Source organism: Gillisella vitis (genome assembly GCF_001541345.2).
Taxonomy (GTDB): domain Bacteria; phylum Pseudomonadota; class Alphaproteobacteria; order Rhizobiales; family Rhizobiaceae; genus Allorhizobium; species Allorhizobium vitis.
This window is the reverse complement of the sequence record NZ_LMVL02000001.1, coordinates 227,522-251,218: the sequence shown is the minus strand read 5'-3', so window position 1 is coordinate 251,218 and position 23,697 is coordinate 227,522. Positions and strand designations below refer to the sequence as shown.

Here is a 23,697-nt window from a genome sequence, read left to right as displayed (position 1 = left end):
ACAAGATGGCATGCATTGTCAAAATGCATGCCATCGCCCATCTTTGAGCGAATAAATTACGACATCCGTGCGTGGTCTTGCTCGATGGTGCCGATCATCGCCGCTGCGGCCTCTTCGGCAAGGCCGCGCTCAATGGCGGTGACGAGAGCCCGGTGGCTTTGCAGCACGGAGCTAAGGTCACACACTTTACCGTCGCGCACGGCGGGCAAATAAGCGAGCGCATGCGACAGTTCGATCACGCCCTGAAGGGCGCGCAGAAATGGATTGCTGGATGCCTCGGCGATGATCCTGTGCAGTTCGAAATCGGCCAGGCTGAAGCTTTGCGGCTCATCTAGGGCAAGCTCCATCTGCCGCAGCCAATAATGCATCAGACGGATCTGGTCGCCGGTATGATCGCTGGCAGCATCATTTGCCGCCAGTGGCTCCAGAGAGCGCCGCACTTCGCCAAGTCCACGCAGAAACTCGTTATCCGGCTGGATTTCGAGATACCAGGCCAAGACCTGGCGGTCATAAAGGTTCCATCGGCTTTTCTTGGCAACCTTGGTGCCGACCTTGGGCCGGGCTTCCACCAGTCCCTTGGCTTCCAACGTTTTCAACGCCTCCCGCAACACGGTGCGCGAAACACTGAACTCGTCCATCAGGGCAGCATCGTTGGGCAGGATGGAGCCAACCGCAAAGCGTCCGGAAATGACGCCAGCTCCAATTTCGTTGATCACATGAGAGTGGAAGTTGCGCGCCGTGATCCGCCCGGCAAGGGAGCGAAGCAGGCTGCCTGGTTCAATCATGCAGACGCCTTTTTCGTCCTCGTCCGTCCACTTCCGGCGTGAAATACCAGCTTCTGCAACAGAATGAACATAAACAGCAAAGCACCGATGGCAATCTTCGTCCACCAACTGGAAAGCGTGCCTTCAAAAACGATATAGGTTTGCACCAGGCCTTGCAGCATGACGCCGATCAAGGTGCCGAAGATAAACCCATATCCTCCAGTCAGCAATGTGCCGCCTATCACTACCGCCGCGATGGCGTCAAGCTCTATGCCAACCGCTGCGAGCGGATAGCCAGCCGAGGTATAAAGCGAATAGACGATGCCCGCCAGACCGGACAGAAAGGCGGAAAGGGCGTAAATGCCAATCGTCACCGGCCCGGTGGGTACACCCATCAGTGCCGCCGAGACCGGATTGCCGCCGATGGCATAGACGTAAGAGCCGAACCGGGTGCGGTGGGCGATAAAACCGCAGACCAGAAACGCCGCCAGCATCAACAAACCGATGGCGCTCAACCGGCCTCCGCCGGGCAGGCGAAAATAGGCCTGCGAAATGGTGCGGTAAATCGGATGATCGATGGGAATGCTATCCTGAGTCAAAACCGAGGCGATGCCTCGCGCCAGAAACATCCCCGCCAGGGTGACGATAAAGGGCGGCACCTTCAAGAAATGAATAACCGCCCCCATCACCGCGCCGAAACAGGCCGAAAGCACCAGCACCAGTGGAAAGACCACAATCGGATCGAGCCCCGCATGGCTGATCAGCAGAGCGGTAATCACGCCGGTCAAGCCAATGACGGCACCGACGGACAGATCGATACCGCCCGACAGGATAACGAAGGTCGCCCCAACGGCAGCAATGCCCAGGAAAGCATTGTCTGTCAGGAAATTACCCAGGACACGGGTTGAAAATATGCCGGGATAGCTGATCACACAGAGCGTATAGGCGACGATGAAAATCAGGGTCGTGGCAGCAAGTGGCCGATAGCGCGGGTTCATCCTGTTTTCTCCGGAGCCTGGATTTTAACCTGAGTGTTTTTGGGTAAGACGGCGGGCCGGTGTTTCCAGAAACTGACCAGCTCGCTGACGCGGTCCGATTGCAGCACCAGGATGATGATGATCACACTGGCCTTGACGATGAGATTGAATTCCGGTGGCAGGCCGGACACCAGAATACCGGTATTCATCGCCTGGATAATCACTGCGCCCAGAACCGACATCGGAATTGAAAATCGACCGCCCAGAAGCGAGGTGCCGCCGATAACGACAGCAAGGATGGCATCCAGCTCCAACCATAGCCCGGCATTGTTGGCATCGGCGCCGCGAATATCGGCTGCAGCAATCGTACCGGCGATACCCGCGCAGAGACCGCCAAAAGCGTAAACCCCAAGGATAAGCGCGCGACTGCGAAGCCCGGTATAATTTGCCGCCGAAAGATTGGTGCCGATCGCCTCGATGAACAGTCCAATGGCGGTGCGGCGCATGAAGATATGGGCTGACAGCATCAGCACCAAGGCAATCACCACCGGCATCGGAAAGCCGAGCAATGAGCCTGTTCCCACGAAAATAAGAGCCGGATCGCTGAAGGTGACAATCGAGCCGGATGTAACCAATTGCGCCAGTCCCCTGCCCGCTACCATCAGCACCAGTGTCGCCACAAAAGGCTGAATACCGAGATAGGCCACCAGCAAGCCATTCCAGATGCCGCAGGCGAGCGCCACGGCAAGCGCTGCGGCCAAGATCACCACCAGCGGCTGACCTGCGACAGCGCAGGTGGCGGCAACGGCACCCGCCACCGCCATGACCGCCCCGACGGAAAGATCGACACCGCGTGTTGCAATGATGGCTGTCATGCCGATAGCAAGAATGGCAACCGGTGCGCCACGATTGAGCACATCAATCAGGCTGCCGAACAACCGGCCATCGCGCCAGGCGATATCGAAGAAGCCGGGAAATACCATCCAGTTCAACAGCAGGACGGCAATGAGCGCTGCAAATTGCGGCTTCAAGAAAGACGACATGGAGCGAATTTTCATGAGAATGCGCCTTCGGACTGGGCAGGCGTGTTGGATTGGGCGGCGATCGTCTGAACGATAACGTCAGGGGCAATATCAGCGCCATGCAGCTCGGCCACCATGGCCCGGTCCCGCATGACGACGATCCGCGATGAATAGCTGACGACCTCGTCCAGCTCCGATGAAATGACGATCAGCGCCAGGCCATCCTCGCGCAGGCGGCTGATCATCCGGACGATTTCCGCATGCGCTCCGACATCGATACCGCGGGTCGGCTCGTCAAGGATCAGGAAACGCGGATCGGTTGCCAACCAGCGGGCCAGGATAGCCTTCTGTTGGTTGCCGCCGGACAGAAGCTTGATCGGCAATTCGGCAGACGCGGTGCGAATGTCCAGCGCCTCGATGAATTGTCCGGCGATTTCCATCTGCTCGTCATAGCTCAGCGTGCGCAACCAGCCGAGCTTGGCCTGCATGGCGATGATAATGTTTTCCCGAACCGAGAGATCCCCGAAAATGCCATCGGCCTTGCGATCTTCCGGGCAGAAACCAAAGCCAAGATCGATGGCCTGGCGCGGTGAGCGGATCTTGAATGACGCTCCATTCAGCGTAAGCTCACCCTTATCTGCGGCGTCGATACCAAACATCAGCCGGGCCATTTCGGTGCGCCCGGAACCGAGCAATCCGGCCACACCGATCACCTCACCCTTGTGGATGGTGAGCGTGAAGGGCTGCACCTTGCCGTCAAGCCCGTAGCCGGTAAATTGCATGAGGCTTTCCCCAACCTCAGCCTCGATGCCAGCGACAGCATCGTGATGCAGGGATAAGTCCTTGCCCAGCATCATTCTGACCAGGGTTGTCCGGTTGAGGGTGTCGATCGGCTGAGTGCCGACCAGCTTTCCGTTTCGCAATACGGTGGCATGGTCACAAAGCTCAAACACCTGATCCAGGAAATGGGTGATGAAGACGATAGCAAGCCCCCTCGCCTTCAGGCCTCGGACGATCTCGAAAAGCTTCAGCACTTCGGACCGGTCAAGGCTGGCGGTCGGCTCATCAAGGATCAGCACCTTTCCCGAAAGCTCCACGGCGCGGGCAATGGCAATGATCTGCTGTACGGCGACCGAAAACGTCGACAATTCAGCGCGCACGTCAATATCCAGACCGTAGCCGACAAGAATATGGCGCGCTTCACGCTCCATGGTGCGATGATCGATCAGACCGAAGCGGCGCGGCTGGCGACCGATGAAGAGATTATCGGCCACCGTCATATTCGTCAGGAGATTGACCTCCTGATAGACAGTACCAATGCCGGCTGCCTGGGCCTGCTGCGGCGTGGAGAAGCTCATAGGCACTCCATCGACAAGAATTGTCCCACTATCAGGCGTATAAGCACCGGTCAGGATCTTGATCAGGGTCGATTTGCCCGCGCCGTTTTCGCCCAGCAGCGCATGGACTTCACCCGGACGGAAGGCAATATCGATAGTGTGCAAGGCGACATGGGCGCCGAATGTCTTGGTAATGGCCGTCGCGGCCAGCACCGCCTGTTGGCTGATCGTCATCGTTTCACCCGGCTAGACCTGTCGATAAAAGAGCAATCCGCGTCCGGCCGCAGATATGCGCCGGACGCGGTCTGGTTTGGATATCAGTAGCCCAAGCCCTTGCGGCGCTCGTATTCACCCTTTGGATCATCCGAGGGAGTGTAGAGCTTGGATTCGGTGATGATGAATTTTTCCGGCTGCTTGCCATCCTTCAGATACGCGGCAAGCGCATCGAAAGCCGGACCGGCCATGTTCGGGGTCAGTTCGACGGAGGCATTGGCCTCACCAGCCACCATCGCCTGGAAAATATCCGGAACGCCATCAATGGAGACGACCTTGATATCCTTGCCCGGCTTCAGACCAGCATCCTTGATTGCCTGAATACCACCGACTGCCATATCATCATTATGAGCATACATGGCGCAAATGTCCTTGCCGCCATTTTCCGCCTTCAGGAAGCCTTCCATCACTTCCTTGCCCTTGGCGCGGGTGAAATCGCCAGTCTGGCTGCGGATGATGGAAATATTGGAATGGCCCTTGATCGCCTCTTCAAAGCCCTTCTTGCGGTTGATCGCCGGTGTAGAGCCGACGGTGCCCTGAAGCTCGACGACTTTGCAGGGCTTGTCTCCGACGGACTTCACCAGCCAATCGCCTGCAACTCGGCCCTCCTTGACCTGATCGGAGGCGACCGATGTCAGATAGAGATCTTTAGGCGCATCGATACCACGGTCCAGCAGGATCACCGGAATCTTGGCTTCCTTGGCTTCGCTCAACACGTCTTCCCAGCCGGTCGCAACAACGGGCGCGATCAGGATGGCGTCAACACCCTGAGCAATAAAGCCACGGATAGCCTTGATCTGGTTTTCCTGCTTTTGCTGGGCATCGGCAAATTTCAAGGTAATCTTGCGCTTTTCGGCTTCCATCTTGGTGACCGATGTTTCCGCCGCGCGCCAGCCGGATTCAGAACCGATCTGCGAGAAACCAACCGTCAGATTGGCAGCCACAGCTGACGAGCAGGCAAGTGCTGTCATGCTCACGCCAAGCGCGAGTTTGCAAAGCTTATTCATGGATGTCCTCCCAAAAAAGACGTCACCTCCATGACGTCTGCTTAAATTCATAAGCAGAAATATGAGAGCTGTAAAGCTGATTAGTAGTATTATATATGCTGCATTGCAGCATAGACTTTCCGCTGCACAATTACAGAATACCCCAGGCACGATAGCGCCCTCGTCCGGTCAATTCTCGCAGCGGCAATTGCCGGATCAGGCCGAGCGCGCCTTGCGGTGTGACCTCCAGATATTTGGCAACAAGGCCAGCCGATACGAGCGGACGCGATAAGACGAGATCGATCAGGTCGGGTAGCTTTGACGAACCGCGCTTACCAATAGTGCGCCGTTCCAGATTGCCCCGCGCCAATATCAGTCTGTCATGTTCCTTCAAACCCAATTGCGCGCCTTTTTCGAATGCCTCAAGAATGGCGAGCAGACGCTGTGTGCGATTGGGAGACTGGCGCTGTTCGCGCGGCACAGCCCGCAATCCGACCGATAGTGCCGGAAGATGGAATTGCGCCACACCGGCCTTTTGCAAATAAGCGGCGGCCAAAAGGCGACCAAGCCAGGGACTATGCTCGCTGACCTCTTGGCTCTGCCAGGCATCGAGCAGGCAGGCTGCGGCAAGCACCGGAGGAAGCGCCTGAACATCGCCAAGTAGCGTCTGCCACTCTGCAAGCCGCGCCTCCTCATTCCAGTCCGGATCATAAACCACAGCCTGCGGATCTTCAGCACGCGGTCGCACCCGCATCTTGCCGACATCGTCGAGTACGGTTTCACTTCGCTTCAAAACAGCATCGAAGCGATCCAGTTCTGCCTGAAAGGCATCATCGACGCTGCCTTCCGTAGCAGGTTCCTCGTGCACGGATGTGGCCTGCGGCATAGGCAGCGTCATCTCCTGCGAGAGCCAATGGTCACGGCCACGAAGCCGTTGCAAACCCAAATCGCTGAATGCCCAGGAAGGCTCACGCTGAACAAGCTCTCGGCGGCTGCGCAAAATCAGATGGGCAATGGTCAGTTCGTGGGTGGGAGTGCGCGTGTCCATTCGGGCATCATGAAAGACCAAATCTTCCATATGAACCAATTCGCCATCTACCCATAAAGAGGCAATGGCATCGGCATAATGTAGCCGTTCACGCAATCCGCTCCCGACAGCTGAACGAGCAGCGCGCTCATCCAGACGCACAAGTGCTTCACCTGCCGCTGCGAGCGGCAGAACAAGCTTTTGCCAGGGCAATGAATCGATCACGTAACGCATTGAATTTACGTTACACGAATGAGACAATGAAAAGGAAGGGGGCTTTCGCTTTCGCCAGGCATATCGTGAAAATCAACAGAATTTGGCGTCTTGGCGATTGTCTGCAGGTATTATGCCATGACTGGCACCGGATGAAAAGCCTATTTTCGCTTTTGACTTGGTAATGGTGGAAAACACATGCCTACATCTTTTCGCGATGATTACGGTAAAGGCATGAAAAAATCCACCTTGCCGTAATAGGTTCTACATCTTTTGGACCGTGTAAAAGGGGGTACGGTTTGAGCGAAGGAGAATTGAACTTACATCACACTGCGAGCATGAACCGACTTGATGTATGGATTATGCACTGACTGTGAACCCTGAATTGCATTGGGCGAGTTGAGATCCCTTGAGGCTAAAACGACCCCTCCGTCGCAGCTGCATAATGGTTCCATAGCGCCCTACCCTGCTCGGCTTCTTTTGCCATACTGCGGGAACCAAATCTTAGACGCAGTTGAGGGATGCGGAAAACCGATTGCCAGCCAACAGGCAGCTATTGATTGAGGAAGCGTTCTTCGCAGACCGTGTGTGCTGGCAAAGCCTACCACATGGTGCGGTTTTCACGCACCATGCCATTGTAGCTTGAATCATACGAGACGGGATGCGGATCGCAATGATGTGATTTCAAATCGGCGGCGCCAAGCGGATCCCTTCGCGAATTTGGATTACTCTTTGGTACCGAGATTTTCATCGTCCTGAAAAAAAAGCGATCCAATCATCTCGGTTTGCTCGTCGTCGTTCTCCGTTGACGACGGACCCGTAACTTTCCTTTCGGCGGCCTCAAGAAGGTTCGCCTGACTTTGGCGCAAATCAAGATGGCGAAGAATATCTGCAGCATAGACCGGATTGCTGCGAGGATCATAAAACGCGGCGACCGACACACCCATCTCTCGCCGCTGGGTTTCCAGACGAACCCGTAAGGCACGCGCTGCATCACGCACTTCGAAAAATTGCCGCATAATATCGGCCAGTTGGTCTTCATGATCGAAACGAGCCATGGACCCACTCCTGTTTTTTTATTGGAGCAGTGCGCTGACACGATTCGCATGGCGAAGTCGAGGCAGACCTTAAAAAACTAGGGATGTTTTATCGTGAATGACAGGGGCAACCTGTTGGAGCGTAAAAGCCAATGGCTTCTGCTCAGAAGAAAACCGCGCGTACGCACTACATTTCGCGCTTGGCTGAGTTATGCACTGGCAGGAGTAAAGAAGTGGTGAATTTTACGCTCGCCAACCATTTTTAGTTTGCGTACGCACTCAGGCTACACACCCAAAACTATGCGGAACACTTGGAGTTAAAGGCAGCTCTTGACGTTGCATCTTTTCGACCAGAATTCCCCAAGGCTACCCACTTCATTACAGCGCCGAAGTCTGCTTAGATGCGGCAGACAGAAGGTCACTGTTGACAGCTGTCAACGCCGCGCATTTTCTGGCGTTGACAGCTGTCAACAGCGCAAGATCCATCGCCTTAAAAATGCGCCTTCCGCAAGAAAAGCGAGTGACCTTCTCTGGTTTCCAGACGATCGAAACCTCAGCTCGGGCCAATAGAAGCCCGCGACGCGCACGCGTCCTTAGCAGCACATTTGCTTACGCGAACCATTAACCCACAGGATCGAGCCTCAGCATAAAAGCATGCTTAAAAGGAATAGTTCATCGCCGTGAATTTCGACACCCGGCAAGAAAACGAGCAAGAACCAGAAACATTAAAGGCCGCAAAATCGCCAACGCTCAACCATGACATCTCAACGCATAACCGGCAGGACCACAGAGCAGGGGCAGGGGCAGAGGCAGAGGCAGAGGCAGAGGCAGGGAAGAGGACCCCATCCGTAACGTCGCTTTCAATGAAACCACGTTAAGATCGAAGCACCTCAAGCTTCAAACACAAACGTCATCGCGAGAACTACGTTAAAGCCGCGGTGACAAAAAACGAGCGCGCTGAGCTCCGCCCCAACCGATTAAGACGACAATATTCAAGAGAGGCACGACCGATCCCTATTTAGACCATCGCGGACCACCCAAAAAAGCCCACTATTATTCAACTCACGAACACTCCCGCCCCCCCCCAGCGACGACACGCTGAAAACCAACCGACAACATCAACTTCATGTCAAAGCTCACCTTCATAGAGGCGCCCTTTTTCTTCCCATGGCCCCTGTTGAAAAGGAACCGCGCAAGACAGAAAGCTCGCGCAAAACCTATCGGCTCGCCCCCTGTTATCGCGGCGCTTCTTCACCCAGAGCGCAATCTGAACAAGCAGACCACGACGGAGAAACATCCACAAAGGTTCGTAACGAAAGGAGACCGAAGCTTTCTTGCTTGGCAAATTAAAGCATCGCGTACCAAGCGACACTTGCTTCAGTCTCCCCTTCAGAAAACAGCGCTCGAATTCTCCTAGCGCGTGACTGCCTATAACTAGCGCATAACTTGCAATTACGCATTTACAATTTAAAGTAATACCTCCCATTAATCCACCTTTATGTGCTTTTTAGAAGGTCACTTGACGACATGTTATCGATAACATACGCTAAGTTTCTGTGACTTTGGGAGGAGTAACAATGGTCGACGAAAAACTACTGGAATTTTGTGCGATCACAAAAACCTTCGGCGGAACGCGCGCCCTGTCAAATGTCTCGCTTGACCTGCGACCGGGTGAAATCCTGGCACTGCTTGGCGAAAACGGTGCTGGAAAATCAACCCTGATCAAGACCCTCGCAGGTATTTACAAGCCAGACACCGGTGAAATTAGATTTCGTGGACAGATCTATAATCACCGCCCACCAAAGCCAAACCAGCGTCAGTCCGTTGCCTTCATACATCAAGATCTGGGCCTGATCGAATGGATGACCGTTGCAGAAAATGTCGGCCTTGCCCAAGGCTATTCATTACGCAACCGCCTTATCAACTGGAAAGCCACCGAACGGCGGACCGCAGAAGCCCTTGCGCTCGTCGGCTGCAACTTCGATGCCTCCACACGTATCCAGAGCCTGACACGGACAGAAAAATCACTGGTAGCCATTGCCCGAGCACTGGCAGTCGAAGCAGACGTTCTGGTGCTGGATGAGCCGACTGCAAGCTTACCGGCTGATGAAGTCGAAAAACTCTTTGCGGCGATCCGCCCTTTAAAAGAACGTGGTGTGGCAATGATCTATGTCTCGCACCGCCTTGACGAAATCTTCCGCATCGCCGACCGCGTCGCCGTCCTGCGAGATGGACAGCTGGTTGGAGAAAAGCCCGTAAACCAAACAACACCTGATGAATTGATCAGGATGATCGTCGGGCGCAAGGCCGACCAGCTCTTCACCAAGAGCACAAGCCCCGCAGGACCAGCAATCGTCACCGTCCGAGATCTTGGATGCCGCGGGGCGGGGCCGGTCAATTTCGACATCCGCCAAGGTGAATTGCTCGGACTGGTCGGGCTGCGCGGCGCAGGTCATGAGTTGGTTGGTCGCGCCTTGTTCGGCGCCGAGCCCGCCTCCGGCTCCGTTACGATTTCCGGCCGCCCTGTCGATCTCACCAACCCCTCAACAGCCATGGCCAGCGGGGTCGGATTGATTGCCCGCGACAGAACAGAAGAGTCGGTCGCCATGTCCTTGAGCCTGCGGGAAAACACCTTCATCAATCCTGCCGCCTCAGGCCGCAGCCTCCTTTCCTTTCTGACCCCTGCCAAGGAAGCCGCGCAAGCCTATGCGATTGGCGCGCGCGTCGGCTTACGGCCCAACGACCAGAGCCTTGCCATAGAAGCGCTTTCCGGCGGCAACCAACAAAAAGTCGTGGTGGGTCGCTGGCTTGCGACAGGCCGTCGCCTGCTGGTAGCGGAAGATCCGACCGCCGGTGTCGATGTCGGCGCCAAGGCAGACATCTATCGCCTGATCGCCGAGGCCGTCGAAGGCGGATTGGCCGTCCTGGTGGTCTCCACCGATTTTGAAGAAATCGCCCATATCTGCCAGCGGGCGCTGGTATTTTCTCGCGGTCAGATCCTGCGAGAGTTGAGCGGGCCGGACCTGACCACAGAAGCGGTGATCGCCGCAGCCTCCGCCTCGGACGCGGCCTGAACCTGGGAGAGAACCAATGCAATCCATCGAATCCAACGCGCTGGAGCCGACGCGAGCCGAGCTTTCCGGCATGAGCACAGCGCAGAAAATCCAGCGTCTGCTACCTGTTTACGGTCTCGTCATATTGACCGTGGGGCTGATCCTGCTGTTCTCCATTCTCTTGCCGCAGACCTTTCCGACCGTTCTGAACCTACGGTCAATTATCTCCGACAAAACGATTATCGCCATCCTGTCGCTGGCGGCCATGATCCCAATGGCTGCTGGACGCATCGATCTCACCATTGGCTATGGCATCGTGCTCTGGCACGTGCTGGCCATCAGCCTGCAAACCATGTTCGGCTTGCCTTGGCCGGTGGCCGTGTTGATCGTGATTGCACTCGGTGCCTTCACCGGCTTTCTCAACGGCCTTCTTGTCGAAGTCGCCAAGATCGATAGTTTCATTGCTACCCTCGGCACAGGCACCGTGCTTTACGCCATCGCGCTTTGGCATACCGGCGGGCGACAGGTGGTTGGCATGTTGCCGCAAGGCTTTTATAGCCTGAATGGCACCATGGTTTTCGGCCTGCCGATTACCGGATTCTATGTTTTGGTGTTGGCAGTGATCATGTGGCTGGTGCTCGAATACACACCGCTTGGCCGCTATGTCTACGCCATCGGTGCCAATCCAAAAGCGGCAGCACTGAACGGCATTCCCGTTCGCCGCTTCGTCATCGGCGCCTTTGTCACGTCAGGCACACTGGCTGCGGTGGCGGGCGTGCTGCTCGCCTCAAAGCTGCGGATCGGCCAGGCCAGCGTCGGCTTGGAATACCTGCTTCCAGCTCTGGTTGGCGCTTTTCTTGGGTCCACCACCATCAAGCCTGGTCGCGTCAATGTCTGGGGTACGATGATCGGGGTGATCATTTTGGCCGTCGGCATTGCTGGCATCCAGCAGATCGGTGGGTCCTTCTATGTCGAGCCATTGTTTAACGGCGTGACGTTGCTGGTCGCCATCGGCATTGCTGGCTACGCACAACGGCGGCGCAGCCTGTCGGGTCGCATGGCGCCACCCAGCACGCCTCAACCGAAGCAACAATAACAGCATCCAGTTCAGTAATTTCCAGAGGGAGGAATGGACATGAAACGCAGACATATCCTGCAAGCAACCGGCGCCTTGATATTGCTCACGGCGGGCAACGCCTGGGCCGATCCGATGGCAGAAGCCAAAGCCGTGGTCGATAAATATGCCAGCAAGGTGACAACTTGGGACGGACCGAAAAGCGCCCCGAAACCACAGCCAGGAAAAACAATCGTTGTTCTCGCCGGGGATCTGAAAAACGGTGGTATCCTGGGTGTCAGCAATGGCGTCGAGGAGGCGGCCAAGGCCATTGGCTGGCAGGTCAAGGTGCTGGATGGCGCAGGCTCGATTGGAGGCCGAACCGCAGCCTTTGGCCAAGCCATGGCCTTGAAGCCGGACGCCATCATCATCGACGGTTTCGATGCCGTGGAACAGGCTCCAGCGCTGGAACAGGCGAAAGCCAACAAAATTCCACTGGTCGCCTGGCATGCTGGCCCAACCATTGGACCGGACGAAAAGAACGGCCTTTTCGCCAATATCAGCACTGACGCCATGGAAGTGTCGAAAGCTGCCGCCAACTGGGCCTATGTCGATGCCAAGGGCAAGCCAGGCGTCATCATCTTTACCGACTCGACCTATGCGATCGCCATCGCCAAGGCTGACAAGATGAAGGAAGAAATCGAGCGGCTGGGCGGCAAGGTTCTGGCCTATGTCGATACACCGATTGCCGAAACCTCACAGCGCATGCCGCAGCTAACCACCTCGCTGTTGCAGAAATACGGCGACAGCTGGACCCATTCCCTGGCCATCAACGACCTTTACTTCGATTTCATGGGGCCGTCGCTCGCCTCGGCAGGGAAGGGGGGAACCGATGCACCGATCAATGTTGCCGCAGGGGATGGCTCCGAATCCGCCTATCAACGCATCCGCGCTGGCCAGTACCAGAAGGTGACGGTGGCTGAACCCTTGAACCTGCAAGGCTGGCAATTGGTGGATGAGCTGAACCGAGCCCTCAACGGCGAAAAATGGTCCGGCTATATGTCACCGCTGCATGTGGTAACCGCCGACAATGTCGAATTCGATGGCGGACCGAAAAACAGCTTCGATCCCGACAATGGCTATCGTGACGCCTATAAGAAGATCTGGGGCAAATGAGCTGAAAAACACGCCATGCGCTTTCACCGGCGCATGGCTTTACCATCACAAACTGCTGTCACGCAGGATGAGTTCGGGCGTGATGGTGATGTTTCCCGCCAATGGCCGCCCGTCCAGCAGATCCAGGATCAGCCGCGCCGCTTTTTCGCCGATGTCCCGGGAAAAGGCATTGATCGTGGTAATCGTCGGCACGGAAATCGCACCGATTTCATAATTGCCAAACCCGGCAATGGCGATCCCCTCAGGCACGGCAATGCCGCGCCGCTGACACTCAGTCAAAGCGCCGAACGCCGACAGGTCAGATACGCAAATCACCGCTTCGGTATCGGGCAGCGTTTCCAGCAGCCGCGTCATAGCATTCGCGCCTTCACGCATCGAGATCGGTGGCGGTCCGGCAGCAATCAACCGTGAGGCATCCAACCCATGGCGGTTCATCGCGGCAATAAACCCGTTGCGGCGATCGCTACCGCGCGTATCTCGCCCGACATCCCCACCAATGAAGGCCAGTCGCCGATAGCCGACAGCAAGGAAATGATCGACCATGGCGCAAACCGCACCGGCATTGGAAAAACCGACATAGTGGCCAATCGGCTCGGACGGCACATCCCAGGTTTCGATCACTGGAATATGGGCATTGGCCAGCAATTTGCGGGCGCGGGGCGTATGCTTGCCACCTGTTACCACGATGGCTTGCGGCTTGCGGCGCAGCAATTGCTCGATCAGCCTTTCTTCTTCCTGCATATCGTAATTGGTGTAACCAAGCAGGATTTGCATCTTCCGGGTGGCGAGAGTTTCCGAGAGACCACCAACCGTATCGGCGAAATTGGCATTATTGATTGAGGGAATAGTAACCGCAACAAAATCGGAGCGCTGTGATCTTAGATTGGAGGCAGTGGAATCGAACACATAGCCAAGATCCTCCGCCGCCAGTAAAATGGCATCGCGGGTTTCCTTGCTGATCAGACTATCGGTCTTGAAGGCCCGCGACACCGTCATCGGCGACACTCCCGTGACTCGGGCAATGTCGGCCATGGTTGGCGGTTTGCGGAAATCAGTCACCCAATGGCCCTTGCTATGGTTATCAGCGCGATACACTGCGTTTATAAGCTGAATAAAAGCCAGCTAAAAGCTTTTCCCATCGTCAAACCCACCCCAAACAGGGGAGGGGACCTCACAAGCGCTTGGTCAAAGCGCAAATTCGTTGGCAAGCGTCACGTGATGATGGATACGGCCATCGAAAAACTGCGAGAGCACCGCCTCTGTTGCCGCACGTGCCTCGGCGCGAACCGGACTGGCCAGCGCGGCCTCGACCGCCTCCAGATCCGGATAGTTGATCGCCAGGATCATCGGAAATTCCGGCGCGCCATCGTCACGGGCCTCGGCAAACGACACTCTGACGTCAATCGCCTTTGGAAACTGCTTCCATTTCGGCAAGATGGTCTCGAGAACAGCAGCGCGGAATGCCTCCGTCTGCCCCGGCTTTACCGTACCTTCAAACAAGGCGTAACGTGTGATCATCAGGAGGTCTCCCTTTTTGCTCCGGTGAAAAATTCCATCAACATGGCCTGGTCTTCTCCGCCAAGCCCCGCCGCTGTCAGCATACGATGCACTTCGGCACAGACTGCCGTCAGCGGCATGGCCGTATTGGTGCGCCGCGCCAGATCCTGCGCGCCGTTCAGATCCTTGACCATATTGTCGATCCGGCCCGTGCGGCGATAATCCCTGGTGACATACCGTGGCATATATTCCTGGAGGATGGCGCTATCGGCCCGGCCGCCCTTTAATGCTTGCGGGATTTTCGCGGCATCGACCCCAGCGTCCAGCGCCAATTGCGTCGCCTCGGCCACGGCCAGAAAGTTCAGGCCACACAGCACCTGGTTGATCAGCTTGGTGGTTTGGCCAGCACCCACCGGACCCATATGCGTATAATTGGAAGCAACATGCTGCAAAACCTGATGAGCATCGGCCACATCCTGCTCTGTCCCGCCAGCCATCAACGTCAATTCACCAATCGCCGCCTTGGGTGCGCCGCCAGAAAGCGGGCTATCGACCCAGCGCAAACCCTTTTCCGCCGCATCCCCAGCCAATTGCCGGGTTGCCTCTGGGTCGATGGAGGACATGTCGATAATCAACGTCCCGGGTTTTGCCCCCTCCGCCACTCCGTCCTTGCCGAACACCGCGGCCCGAATGATCTGCGGCGCATTGAGGCTGAGAATAACATAGTCGGAGCGCGACGCAGCTTCCGCCGCCGTCTGTGCAGACGTCGCGCCAAGCGCGGTCAACTCCGCCACCTTTTCAGCATTGAGGTCGAAGACAGTCAGTTGGTTGCCGGTTTCAACCAGCCTTCTGCCGATTGCGCCGCCCATAGCACCCGCGCCGATCAGCGCCACTGTGTTGGTCATGATCATTCCTCCCCTATGGCCGACACAATCGCCGCGACCAGACTGTCAAGCGGCTGATCGATATCGACGGTCACCGCACGTTCATCGGCACCCGGCGGCTCAAGCGCTGCAAATTGGCTGTCGAGCAGCGAAGCAGGCATGAAATGACCTGGTCGCTCGGAGACCCGTCTGGCGATCACGGCATGGCTGCCAGCCAGATGGATAAAACGTACAGAACCACCAGCCTTTTCCCTGATCCTGTCGCGGTAAGCCCGTTTCAACGCCGAACACCCGATAATGGTTGTTCCGCGCTCCCCGGCAAGGCGTGTTCCAACCGCATCCAGCCACGGCCATCGATCCGCGTCGTCAAGCGGAATGCCCGCCTGCATCCGGGCAATGTTTTGCGGCGGATGCAGATCGTCGCCGTCGATATAGACCGCGCCGAGCCTTGCCGCCAATGCAGCGCCAACGGAGGATTTTCCGCAACCGGAAACGCCCATAAGTACCAGTTTTGTCATCCCCCTGCTCCTAGAGCGAGGCAGTGATGCCGCCATCGACATACAGAACATGGCCGTTGACAAAGGATGAGGCTCCAGACGCCAAGAAGATGCAGGCACCCACCAGCTCTTCCACCTTGCCCCAGCGCCCTGCTGGCGTGCGTTTTTCCAGCCATGTGGAGAAATCAGGATCGGCAACCAGCGCGGCATTTAGCGGCGTATCGAAATAGCCGGGCGCGATGGCATTGCATTGCAGCCCATATTTTGCCCAGTCGGTCGCCATGCCCTTGGTCAGATTGCCGACCGCGCCCTTGGTGGCCGTGTAAGGAGCAATCGAAGGCCGGGCCAGCGCCGTCTGCACACTGGCGATGTTGATGATCTTGCCCGCGCCGCGCTTGATCATGTGCCGGGCCGCAGCCTGGCCGACATTAAAGACGCTGGAAATATTGGTGCGCAGCAACCGCTCGAAAGCGTCTGCCGGAAACTCTTCCAGAGGGCCGCGAAACTGCATGCCGGCATTGTTGACGAGAATGTCGATTGGCCCGTTGGCGGCCTCGAAACCATCGACGGCATCGCGCGACGCCTGATGATCGGTGACGTCGAAAGCCAGAACATCGCAGCCATCGCCGATCCGGGCGGCGGCTGCGGCAAGCTTGGCCTCATCGCGTCCGTTAACGATGACAGTTGCGCCCGCCGCCCGCAAACCTTGCGCCAAGGCAAAGCCAATGCCTTGCGAAGATCCTGTCACCAACGCGCGGCGACCCGTCAGATCGAAAAGACCAAGCGACATGGCATCCTCCACTTTTATCTCGACAACATTTGTTGAACCTGTTTATGTTATCGATAACATTGCCTGTCAAGTTTTTTAGACAGGTTCGTCGAAGAGAGGAAAAGAAAGTGGCAAAGCCGGAGATTTTACAGGTCGGACCCTATCCCGCCTGGGATGAAGGCCCTTTGAATGACCAGTTCACCGTCCATCGCTATTTCGATGCAGCCGACAAGGCCGCCTTCCTTGCTTCAGTCGGACCGGGCATTCGCGGCGTTGCCACAAGGGGTGAACTCGGTGCTGACCGTGCCTTGATCGACGCCTGCCCGAAGCTTGAAATTATCTCTGTCTACGGTGTTGGCTATGACGCAGTGGATCTCGCCGCTTGCCGTGACCGCGGCATCCGAGTCACTAACACACCCGATGTGTTGACCAATGACGTCGCCGACCTCGGCATCGCAATGATGCTTTGCCAATCGCGTGGCATGATCGGCGCCGAGACCTGGGTGAAGGATGGCAGTTGGGCTGCAAAGGGTCTTTATCCCTTGAAACGCCGGGTCTGGGGCAGGCGGGCAGGGGTGCTGGGCCTTGGCCGCATCGGCTTTGAGGTCGCCAAGCGCCTCAAAGGCTTCGACATGCAGATTTCCTATAGCGATGTCGCGGCCAAGCCGTATGCCGAGGGCATGACATTCGTTGCCGATCCGGTGGAACTGGCAGGAAAATCGGACTTCCTGTTCGTCACGTTGGCCGCATCCGCCAATACACGGCATATTGTCGGACGCGATGTGATTGAGGCGCTAGGACCAGAGGGTATGCTGATCAACATTTCCCGTGCCTCGAATATCGATGAAACCGCCCTGCTGGAAGCCCTCGAAGCCGGACGGCTGGGCTCCGCTGCGCTGGATGTGTTCGAAGGTGAGCCCAGGCTCGATCCACGGTTTCTGGCCCTGGATAATGTCCTGCTCCAACCCCACCACGCCTCCGGCACGATTGAAACCCGCCAGGCCATGGGCCAGTTGGTCCGCGATAATCTAACCGCGCATTTCGCCGGTTCGGCTTTGCCAACCCCGGTTCTATGAGGATAAATCCATGAAAGCCATTGTTGCCCATGCGGCAAAAGACGTTCGCATTGAAGAGGTGGACGAGGTCGAACCCGGCTCAGGCGAGGTAAAACTGCGGCTTGCCACTGGCGGCATCTGCGGCAGCGACCTGCACTATTACAATCACGGCGGTTTTGGCGCGGTCAGACTGAAACAGCCAATGATCCTTGGTCATGAAGTCTCGGCCTATGTCGAGACATTGGGGGCAGGGGTCACAGGACTGGACATCGGCCAGCTCGTCGCCGTCTCACCATCGCGCCCGTGCCACACCTGCGCCTATTGCCAGGAAGGCCTGCACAATCAATGCATCAATATGCGGTTTTACGGCAGCGCCATGCCTTTTCCCCACATCCAGGGCGCATTCCGGCAAAGCCTTGTCGCCGACGCCAACCAATGTGTGGTGGCGGATGGACTGAGCGCGGGGGAGGCGGCGATGGCCGAACCGCTGGCCGTGACGTTGCACGCAACGCGCCGGGCCGGTGAAATGCTCGGCAAGCGAGTTCTGGTTACAGGTTGCGGCCCGATTGGCGTTTTGTCGATCATTGCCGCCCGGAGGGCCGGAGCGAAAGAAATCGTTGCCACCGATCTGTCGGACTTCACGCTGGCACTGGCCAAGGCAGCCGGTGCTGACCGGGTGATCAACACCGCAGCCCAGCCGGACGGCCTTGCGGAATACGCTGCGGGGAAAGGCACATTCGACGTGCTCTACGAATGCACCGGCGTCGCCTCTGCACTGGCTGGCGGAATTTCCGCCATGCGTCCACGCGGCGTCATCATGCAGCTTGGTCTTGGCGGCGATATGAACTTACCGATGATGGCCATTACCGCCAAGGAGCTTGACCTGCGCGGCTCCTTCCGGTTCCACAGCGAATTTGCGGTTGGGGTGGAGCTGATGCGCAAAGGGCTGATCGACGTCAAACCGCTGATTACCCACACCGTGCCTTTGGAAGACGCGCTTTCCGCCTTCACCATCGCGTCCGACAGAAGCAAGGCGATGAAAGCTCAGATTGCCTTTTCCTGAGGGGGCTCCGAAGGCGAGGATGCACCCGCATCTTCGCCTTGGTATAAAATGGCGTCAGGCGGAAGCGAGCGCCACTTCGGCTTCCTTCAGTTTACGCTTTTCCGCATATTTCTGGGCAATTACCGCGCAGGCCATCAGCTGGATCTGGTGGAACAGCATCAGTGGCATGACGATGGCGCCAATGCTTTGTCCGGCAAAAATCGCGCTGGCCATTGGCACGCCGGAGGCCAGGCTTTTCTTTGAGCCACAGAAGGTGATGGCGATTTCATCCTCCTTGGAAAAACCGAGCAACCGGCTGCCGAAGGTGGTGATGATCAGCGCCAATGCCAGCAAGACGATATCGACCACCACGACCGCGCCAATATCGGCCAGCGAGAAATGCTTCCAGATCCCCTCAATGACCGCCTCACTGAAGGCGGCATAAACCACCATCAGGATCGAGCCGCGATCAATTGGCGACAGCAGGGATTTACGCGCCCTGACCCAATTGCCGATAAAGGGTTGCAACAGCTGCCCCACAATGAACGGAAGCAGCAATTGCACGAAGATTTGCAAGACAGCATCGAGCGAAATCCCGCCATGGCCACCGGCAGATAGCAGCAACCCGCAGAGCAGGGGGGTGAGGATCATGCCGAAAATATTAGACGCCGAGGCTGAACAGATCGCCGCTGGCACATTGCCACCTGCCATGGAGGTAAAGGCAATAGACGACTGAACGGTCGATGGCAGGACACAGATATACAGAATGCCAAGATAAAGCGAGGACGGCAGAAAACCCTGCACGAAAAACCCCAGCCCGAGGCCGAGCAAAGGAAAGATCACGAAGGTCACGGCCAGGATCGACAGATGCAGTCGCCAATGCAACATGCCAGCAATCACGACATCGCGCGACAGGCGGGCGCCATGCAGAAAAAACAGCGCCGCAATCGCAACTTTCGTTGCCCAGCCGAAATAAACCGCCAGCTCACCGCTGATCGGCAAGACCGAAGCCAAAGCCACTGTACACACAAGCATCAGGGTAAATTTATCGGGTAAAAACCGCGTCATGATCGCCGCTCATCCATTCTTCACTGACAATGCGAGGGCAACGGCGCCTCTTGGCATTTGTCATATGTCAACTATTTCACCTGTCAGGGAGTAGGCCATTCATCTCCACGATGCAAACCCCACACATGCACACCTGCCATCACTTTTCAGCGTTTCAAACAAATCCGGCCCTGTGTCCGGCTCGTTTTCTGAAAACGTATCAAAGGGATCAAACGCTTGAAATAGTCGCAAACACAATACCTCACCCACGTTCAACGCAGCGTGACAGACCCAAGAGGAACAAATGCGATTAAGTGATGTTGATAGCAGCAACGCATAATTGCCGCATAGAAAGCGCAGGAATGCAGCAATGAAAGCAAAGCCGCAGGGTTCGTGGAACCATCGACAACGCCTAAAAAGCGATCTGCCAGCGAGACCGCAAGCCAGGCACAACGAGAAAACCGTCCAGGACCATCAGCCGGAGAGGAGCCTCATGAGGCAAGGGAAAACGTCATGCAATGCGCCGGACCGGAAACTCTAGAAAGCGGGAACACATTGCCGTGACAACACAGGTTTTTGCAGATACGGACTGGCTGACCCAATGGCAACAGGACGGTACATCGGGCGAAGAGGCAATTGCCAGGTTTCTACAACTCCCAGCCCTCGAAGTCGATGATATGATCGGCATGTGGTCAGGACAAGAGTTAGCAACAAATCATCCGATAGATGGCCTGATGCCGCCTTTCGGTTGGCATGGCAAGAATTTCGTCTCTGCCGACGAAGGGCATCCGCTTATCATGCACGACCGCTTCGGTTTCTATCCATTAAACCCGTTCTTCATTCCACTTCGGCTTTTGCTTGCGTCTCCCAGGTTGTTCAATAACGCGGTGGGAAGAACGGCAGTTCGTAATCTGGGACGGTTTTTTGCCTCTGGCAGGCCAAAAGCAAGGCTCAGGCCTGTCGCATTAGGCGGCACTGTCAGTGCAGCGATGATCTATGACGAAAAGCCGATCATCGACCATTTTCGCCGTATCGATGACCGCCGCTGTCTCGGACTGATGGAGCATCGTGATTTCGACAGGCCATTCTTCTTTCTGCTGACCCGCGAGTGACGCACATGCGTTTGCCCGCATAAGCGCCCAGTCGGCGTTGACAGATGTCAACCTGTCAACTTTTGGCCAACCGCACTCATGCCATGATCAGTTGTCATTATTTCCCGTACCGCCGATGGTGCTGGTCGTCGCCATCGAGACAGGGTCACTGGCAGGGAAGGTATCTTCCAGGGCATCGTTGAGATCACGGTCCCCCTCATCCCGCCGGGCTTGGTCGGCGTGGCGTGTACCTCCCTCAACAACCTCTTTCGTGCTGATTTCCTTCAGCAAAGATCTTGCTGCCTCAGGCGCATTTTCGCGTGTCAGAGACCGTCCTTCGCTTTGTTTCAGTTGTACGGAGACCACATCGCCACTATCGGAAACGAACTCGACATTATATCCGGACCGTCCGCCCTTTTCAGGATGCACCAAGGTGCCAATCAATTCCATTGTCTTCTCCTTTGTCCCACTGTCTTCTCTTCGTGTGTGACGCTCAGGTCGAAAACAGATGGGCAAGGGTTATTGTTCCTGAAAAAGCGATAGATCCTTGTCTGCAGAGGATGTTGATCGACGGTATCTTTATCCCCTTCTGCCTATTCCCAAGTCAGCGATGAAAATTTCACTAAATCACTGCTGCTTGGGGAACAGAAACAGCCGATTTCACGTTAGAGGGGTGGTCAATGGGAGATAGACGATGAAGCCGTCCGACAAAGAGTGGATCGAAAAGCGAGCCTATAGCCTTTGGGAAGAAGAGGGCAAGCCACACGGGAAAGACGATGCCCATTGGCAACAGGCCCATCGCGAATTTTACGAACTGTCGCAATCTGCGCAAAAGGCCAAGGCAGGCGCGCTCAACCGTGCGAGCCAAGCCGCCAAAACGCAAACTGCTAAGGCTCCAACGACCAAGACTCAGGCCGCCAAGACCAGACAAAGCCCAGAAGCTGAGATGGCCGATGTGCCACAAGATCCAAAGCCTGCCGCAGCCACGAAACGCAAGCGAAAGATAATCTGATGGCACCTGTTTTTTCAGACCGGCAGGACATGGCGACCGCTGCGGCTGGAATCCGCTGCCTTCCGCAACGCATGCAGAAAGGCAATGTCATCGATCAGAGTCTGCGCTCGCTCTCCGTCACCTCGGAGATTTTTCCACTCGTCAAAACGGGCGGTCTCGGCGACGTGACGGGCGCCCTGCCAAAGGCGCTCGCCAGCTTTGGTGTGGCCACCCGCACATTGATTCCAGGTTATAGCAATGTCCGTAGATTGATCAGAGACCAGCCGCCGCTGTTGGTTTTTGAAGACCTTCTTGGTGAATCCGCCGCGCTCTATGCCGCCAGCATCCACGGCCTCGACCTTTTCGTACTTGATGCGCCACAATTGTTCGACCGGCCGGGTGGCCCTTATGTCGACGAGAACGGCCTTGACCATCCTGACAATTGGAAACGATTTGCGGTCCTGTCTCTGGCAGCAGCCGAAATTGCCGCAGGTAGCTTGCCGGGCTGGGTTCCCGATGTCGTTCACACTCATGACTGGCAAACCGCTCTGACCTCGGTCTATTTGCGTCACATGGATTGCCCGACACCTGTTGTCTTGACCATTCACAATCTGGCATTCCAGGGCCAGTTCAACGCTGCCCTGCTGCCCTCCATCGGACTGCCGCCAAGCGTGATGTCGACGGACTGCATGGAGTATTATGGCGATATCAGCTACCTAAAGGGTGGACTGATGACGTCGAGCATGATCACCGCCGTCAGCCCGACCTATGCCCGAGAAATCCTTTCGCCCCGCTTTGGCATGGGCCTCGAAGGCGTTCTCAAGCAGCGTAAGGACAAGCTGCGCGGTATCGTCAATGGGATCGATCCGGAAATCTGGAACCCATCCACCGATCCGCATCTGTTCTCCCGCTTTGACCAGAAAACCATCGGCCTCAAGCGCTTGAACAAGGTGGACTTGCAAAACCAGTTCGGCCTGGACAATGATGATGGTCCGCTCTTTGCCGCCATTACCCGTATTACCTGGCAAAAAGGCATGGATATGCTGGCAGAAGCCGCCAGTGAAATCATCGACGGCGGCGGTAAGCTGATCGTGCTCGGGCAGGGGGATCGTGCGCTGGAACAGGCGCTGATCGATACCGCACAGCGTTTTCCCGGCCGCATGGCCGTCAAGATCGGCTATGACGAGGAAACCGCCCATCGCATTCACGGTGGCGCCGACTCCATCATTCAGCCGTCGCGTTTCGAACCCTGCGGCCTGACCCAGCTTTATGCCCTGCGCTATGGCTGCGTGCCGGTGGTGTCACGCACTGGCGGGCTGGCGGAAACCATTATCGATGCCAATGACGCGGCAATGTCTGCCAAGGCGGCAACCGGTTTCCAGTTTGACCAGATCACCACCGAGGGCCTGCGCCATGCGCTTCGCCGGGCATTGGACGCCTATGCCGTACCCCGCCATTGGCGCCGGTTACAGCTTCAGGCCATGCGGGCGCAATACAGCTGGGAGCGCAGCGCCGAACAATATGCCGCCCTTTATAATGCCGTCACCCATCGCCGTGCCCCAGGCCGCATCAAGCCGACTCGGAGCCTGCATTCATGACGGACGCAACGCCGGAAACCATGCGGGGGCGTATCAACGCCCACCGCGAATTGCTGATTTCCCTCCTGACGGCAAGCCTGCAAGGACCCGAGGCCCTCAAGGTTTTGATCCATAATCTGGAACAGGAAAGCCAGATCAGCGACGGCCAGGAAGACCCCGGCGCGGTTCCAAATCGGGCGCTTTCAGAAGCGGTTGCCAAGGCGCGAGAAACTCGCGACATTCTTCAGGCAGCCAAGGCCCGTGCGGCAGACACACGCACAGAACCGCTCTCCTGAAGCAGAAGAGCAGGGCTTCCGAATGACTAACT

23 protein-coding genes are annotated in these 23,697 nt (G+C 56.7%); 9 read left to right on the top strand and 14 right to left on the bottom strand.

Features of this window, described 5'->3' with window-relative positions:
• Positions 1-56: 56 nt before the first annotated feature.
• From ASB66_RS01120 to ASB66_RS01090, 7 genes are all read right to left on the bottom strand, one after another.
• Positions 57-785 (bottom strand): FadR/GntR family transcriptional regulator, encoded by a 729-nt coding sequence (locus ASB66_RS01120; protein WP_060716256.1) that lies wholly within the window; start codon positions 783-785, stop codon positions 57-59.
• Positions 782-1,762: a galactofuranose ABC transporter, permease protein YjfF gene (gene yjfF / locus ASB66_RS01115; RefSeq protein WP_060716257.1), complete on the bottom strand. Its 981-nt coding sequence runs from the start codon at positions 1,760-1,762 to the stop codon at positions 782-784. The genes ASB66_RS01120 and yjfF overlap by 4 nt, the downstream gene beginning before the upstream one ends.
• The gene (locus tag ASB66_RS01110; RefSeq protein ID WP_060716258.1) at positions 1,759-2,799 is read right to left on the bottom strand and encodes an ABC transporter permease; all 1,041 of its coding nucleotides are present in this window, start codon (positions 2,797-2,799) and stop codon (positions 1,759-1,761) included. Before ASB66_RS01110 ends, yjfF begins: the two co-directional genes overlap by 4 nt.
• On the bottom strand, positions 2,796-4,334 hold the full coding sequence (locus ASB66_RS01105) for a sugar ABC transporter ATP-binding protein (protein ID WP_060716259.1): 1,539 nt from the start codon (positions 4,332-4,334) through the stop codon (positions 2,796-2,798). The genes ASB66_RS01110 and ASB66_RS01105 overlap by 4 nt, the downstream gene beginning before the upstream one ends.
• An 83-nt stretch (positions 4,335-4,417) precedes the next feature.
• Positions 4,418-5,380, bottom strand: a complete 963-nt coding sequence (gene ytfQ / locus ASB66_RS01100) for a galactofuranose ABC transporter, galactofuranose-binding protein YtfQ (RefSeq protein ID WP_060716260.1) — start codon at positions 5,378-5,380, stop codon at positions 4,418-4,420.
• A gap of 130 nt (positions 5,381-5,510) precedes the next feature.
• The gene (locus ASB66_RS01095; RefSeq protein WP_060716261.1) at positions 5,511-6,620 is read right to left on the bottom strand and encodes an RHE_PE00001 family protein; all 1,110 of its coding nucleotides are present in this window, start codon (positions 6,618-6,620) and stop codon (positions 5,511-5,513) included.
• Between the two features lie 704 nt (positions 6,621-7,324).
• Positions 7,325-7,657, bottom strand: a complete 333-nt coding sequence (locus tag ASB66_RS01090; RefSeq protein ID WP_060716262.1) for a hypothetical protein — start codon at positions 7,655-7,657, stop codon at positions 7,325-7,327.
• 1,556 nt (positions 7,658-9,213) lie between these two features.
• Here ASB66_RS01090 and ASB66_RS01080 point away from each other — a divergent pair.
• The 3 genes from ASB66_RS01080 to ASB66_RS01070 are packed head-to-tail and all read left to right on the top strand — an operon-like array spanning position 9,214 to position 12,919.
• Positions 9,214-10,710: a sugar ABC transporter ATP-binding protein gene (locus ASB66_RS01080; protein ID WP_060716264.1), complete on the top strand. Its 1,497-nt coding sequence runs from the start codon at positions 9,214-9,216 to the stop codon at positions 10,708-10,710.
• 16 nt (positions 10,711-10,726) lie between these two features.
• Positions 10,727-11,785, top strand: coding sequence for an ABC transporter permease (locus tag ASB66_RS01075; protein ID WP_060716265.1), 1,059 nt, complete (start codon positions 10,727-10,729; stop codon positions 11,783-11,785).
• 39 nt (positions 11,786-11,824) lie between these two features.
• Entirely contained in the window at positions 11,825-12,919 is a 1,095-nt protein-coding gene (locus ASB66_RS01070) for an ABC transporter substrate-binding protein (RefSeq protein ID WP_060716266.1), read from the top strand.
• 45 nt (positions 12,920-12,964) lie between these two features.
• Here the strand turns inward: ASB66_RS01070 and ASB66_RS01065 are convergent, their stop codons facing one another.
• From ASB66_RS01065 to ASB66_RS01045, 5 genes are all read right to left on the bottom strand, one after another.
• Positions 12,965-13,951, bottom strand: coding sequence for a LacI family DNA-binding transcriptional regulator (locus ASB66_RS01065; RefSeq protein WP_060716267.1), 987 nt, complete (start codon positions 13,949-13,951; stop codon positions 12,965-12,967).
• A gap of 153 nt (positions 13,952-14,104) precedes the next feature.
• A complete protein-coding gene (locus ASB66_RS01060; protein ID WP_012653475.1) occupies positions 14,105-14,437 on the bottom strand; it encodes a hypothetical protein in 333 nt (110 codons plus the stop codon).
• Complete coding sequence (locus tag ASB66_RS01055) at positions 14,437-15,321, bottom strand: NAD(P)-dependent oxidoreductase (protein WP_060716326.1); 885 nt, start codon at positions 15,319-15,321, stop codon at positions 14,437-14,439. The genes ASB66_RS01060 and ASB66_RS01055 overlap by 1 nt, the downstream gene beginning before the upstream one ends.
• Before the next feature lie 2 nt (positions 15,322-15,323).
• The gene (locus ASB66_RS01050; protein WP_081088878.1) at positions 15,324-15,818 is read right to left on the bottom strand and encodes a gluconokinase; all 495 of its coding nucleotides are present in this window, start codon (positions 15,816-15,818) and stop codon (positions 15,324-15,326) included.
• A 10-nt stretch (positions 15,819-15,828) separates the two neighbouring features.
• The gene (locus ASB66_RS01045) at positions 15,829-16,587 is read right to left on the bottom strand and encodes an SDR family oxidoreductase (RefSeq protein ID WP_060716268.1); all 759 of its coding nucleotides are present in this window, start codon (positions 16,585-16,587) and stop codon (positions 15,829-15,831) included.
• 107 nt (positions 16,588-16,694) lie between these two features.
• On the opposite strand from ASB66_RS01045, the gene ASB66_RS01040 reads away from it, so the two are divergent.
• Together ASB66_RS01040 and ASB66_RS01035 are read left to right on the top strand one after the other, a co-directional pair.
• On the top strand, positions 16,695-17,642 hold the full coding sequence (locus tag ASB66_RS01040) for a 2-hydroxyacid dehydrogenase (RefSeq protein ID WP_060716269.1): 948 nt from the start codon (positions 16,695-16,697) through the stop codon (positions 17,640-17,642).
• A 10-nt stretch (positions 17,643-17,652) separates the two neighbouring features.
• Positions 17,653-18,684 carry an L-idonate 5-dehydrogenase gene (locus tag ASB66_RS01035; RefSeq protein ID WP_060716270.1) on the top strand — a complete coding sequence of 344 codons (1,032 nt, stop codon included), beginning with the start codon at positions 17,653-17,655 and terminating at the stop codon, positions 18,682-18,684.
• Between the two features lie 54 nt (positions 18,685-18,738).
• On the opposite strand, the gene ASB66_RS01030 is transcribed toward ASB66_RS01035, so the two are convergent.
• Positions 18,739-19,731, bottom strand: coding sequence for a bile acid:sodium symporter family protein (locus tag ASB66_RS01030; protein WP_060716271.1), 993 nt, complete (start codon positions 19,729-19,731; stop codon positions 18,739-18,741).
• Positions 19,732-20,270: 539 nt separating this feature from the next.
• On the opposite strand from ASB66_RS01030, the gene ASB66_RS01025 reads away from it, so the two are divergent.
• Complete coding sequence (locus ASB66_RS01025; RefSeq protein WP_158544196.1) at positions 20,271-20,822, top strand: DUF4334 domain-containing protein; 552 nt, start codon at positions 20,271-20,273, stop codon at positions 20,820-20,822.
• Positions 20,823-20,909: 87 nt separating this feature from the next.
• Here ASB66_RS01025 and ASB66_RS01020 read toward each other — a convergent pair whose 3' ends face one another.
• On the bottom strand, positions 20,910-21,251 hold the full coding sequence (locus ASB66_RS01020) for a hypothetical protein (RefSeq protein WP_060716273.1): 342 nt from the start codon (positions 21,249-21,251) through the stop codon (positions 20,910-20,912).
• Between the two features lie 244 nt (positions 21,252-21,495).
• Here ASB66_RS01020 and ASB66_RS01015 point away from each other — a divergent pair, with 244 nt between their 5' ends.
• From ASB66_RS01015 to ASB66_RS01005, 3 genes are all read left to right on the top strand, one after another.
• Positions 21,496-21,813, top strand: a complete 318-nt coding sequence (locus ASB66_RS01015) for a DUF2934 domain-containing protein (protein ID WP_060716274.1) — start codon at positions 21,496-21,498, stop codon at positions 21,811-21,813.
• A gap of 101 nt (positions 21,814-21,914) precedes the next feature.
• A complete protein-coding gene (gene glgA, locus ASB66_RS01010; protein WP_060716328.1) occupies positions 21,915-23,390 on the top strand; it encodes a glycogen synthase GlgA in 1,476 nt (491 codons plus the stop codon).
• Positions 23,387-23,665, top strand: a complete 279-nt coding sequence (locus ASB66_RS01005; protein WP_060716275.1) for a hypothetical protein — start codon at positions 23,387-23,389, stop codon at positions 23,663-23,665. Before glgA ends, ASB66_RS01005 begins: the two co-directional genes overlap by 4 nt.
• Positions 23,666-23,697: the final 32 nt, after the last annotated feature.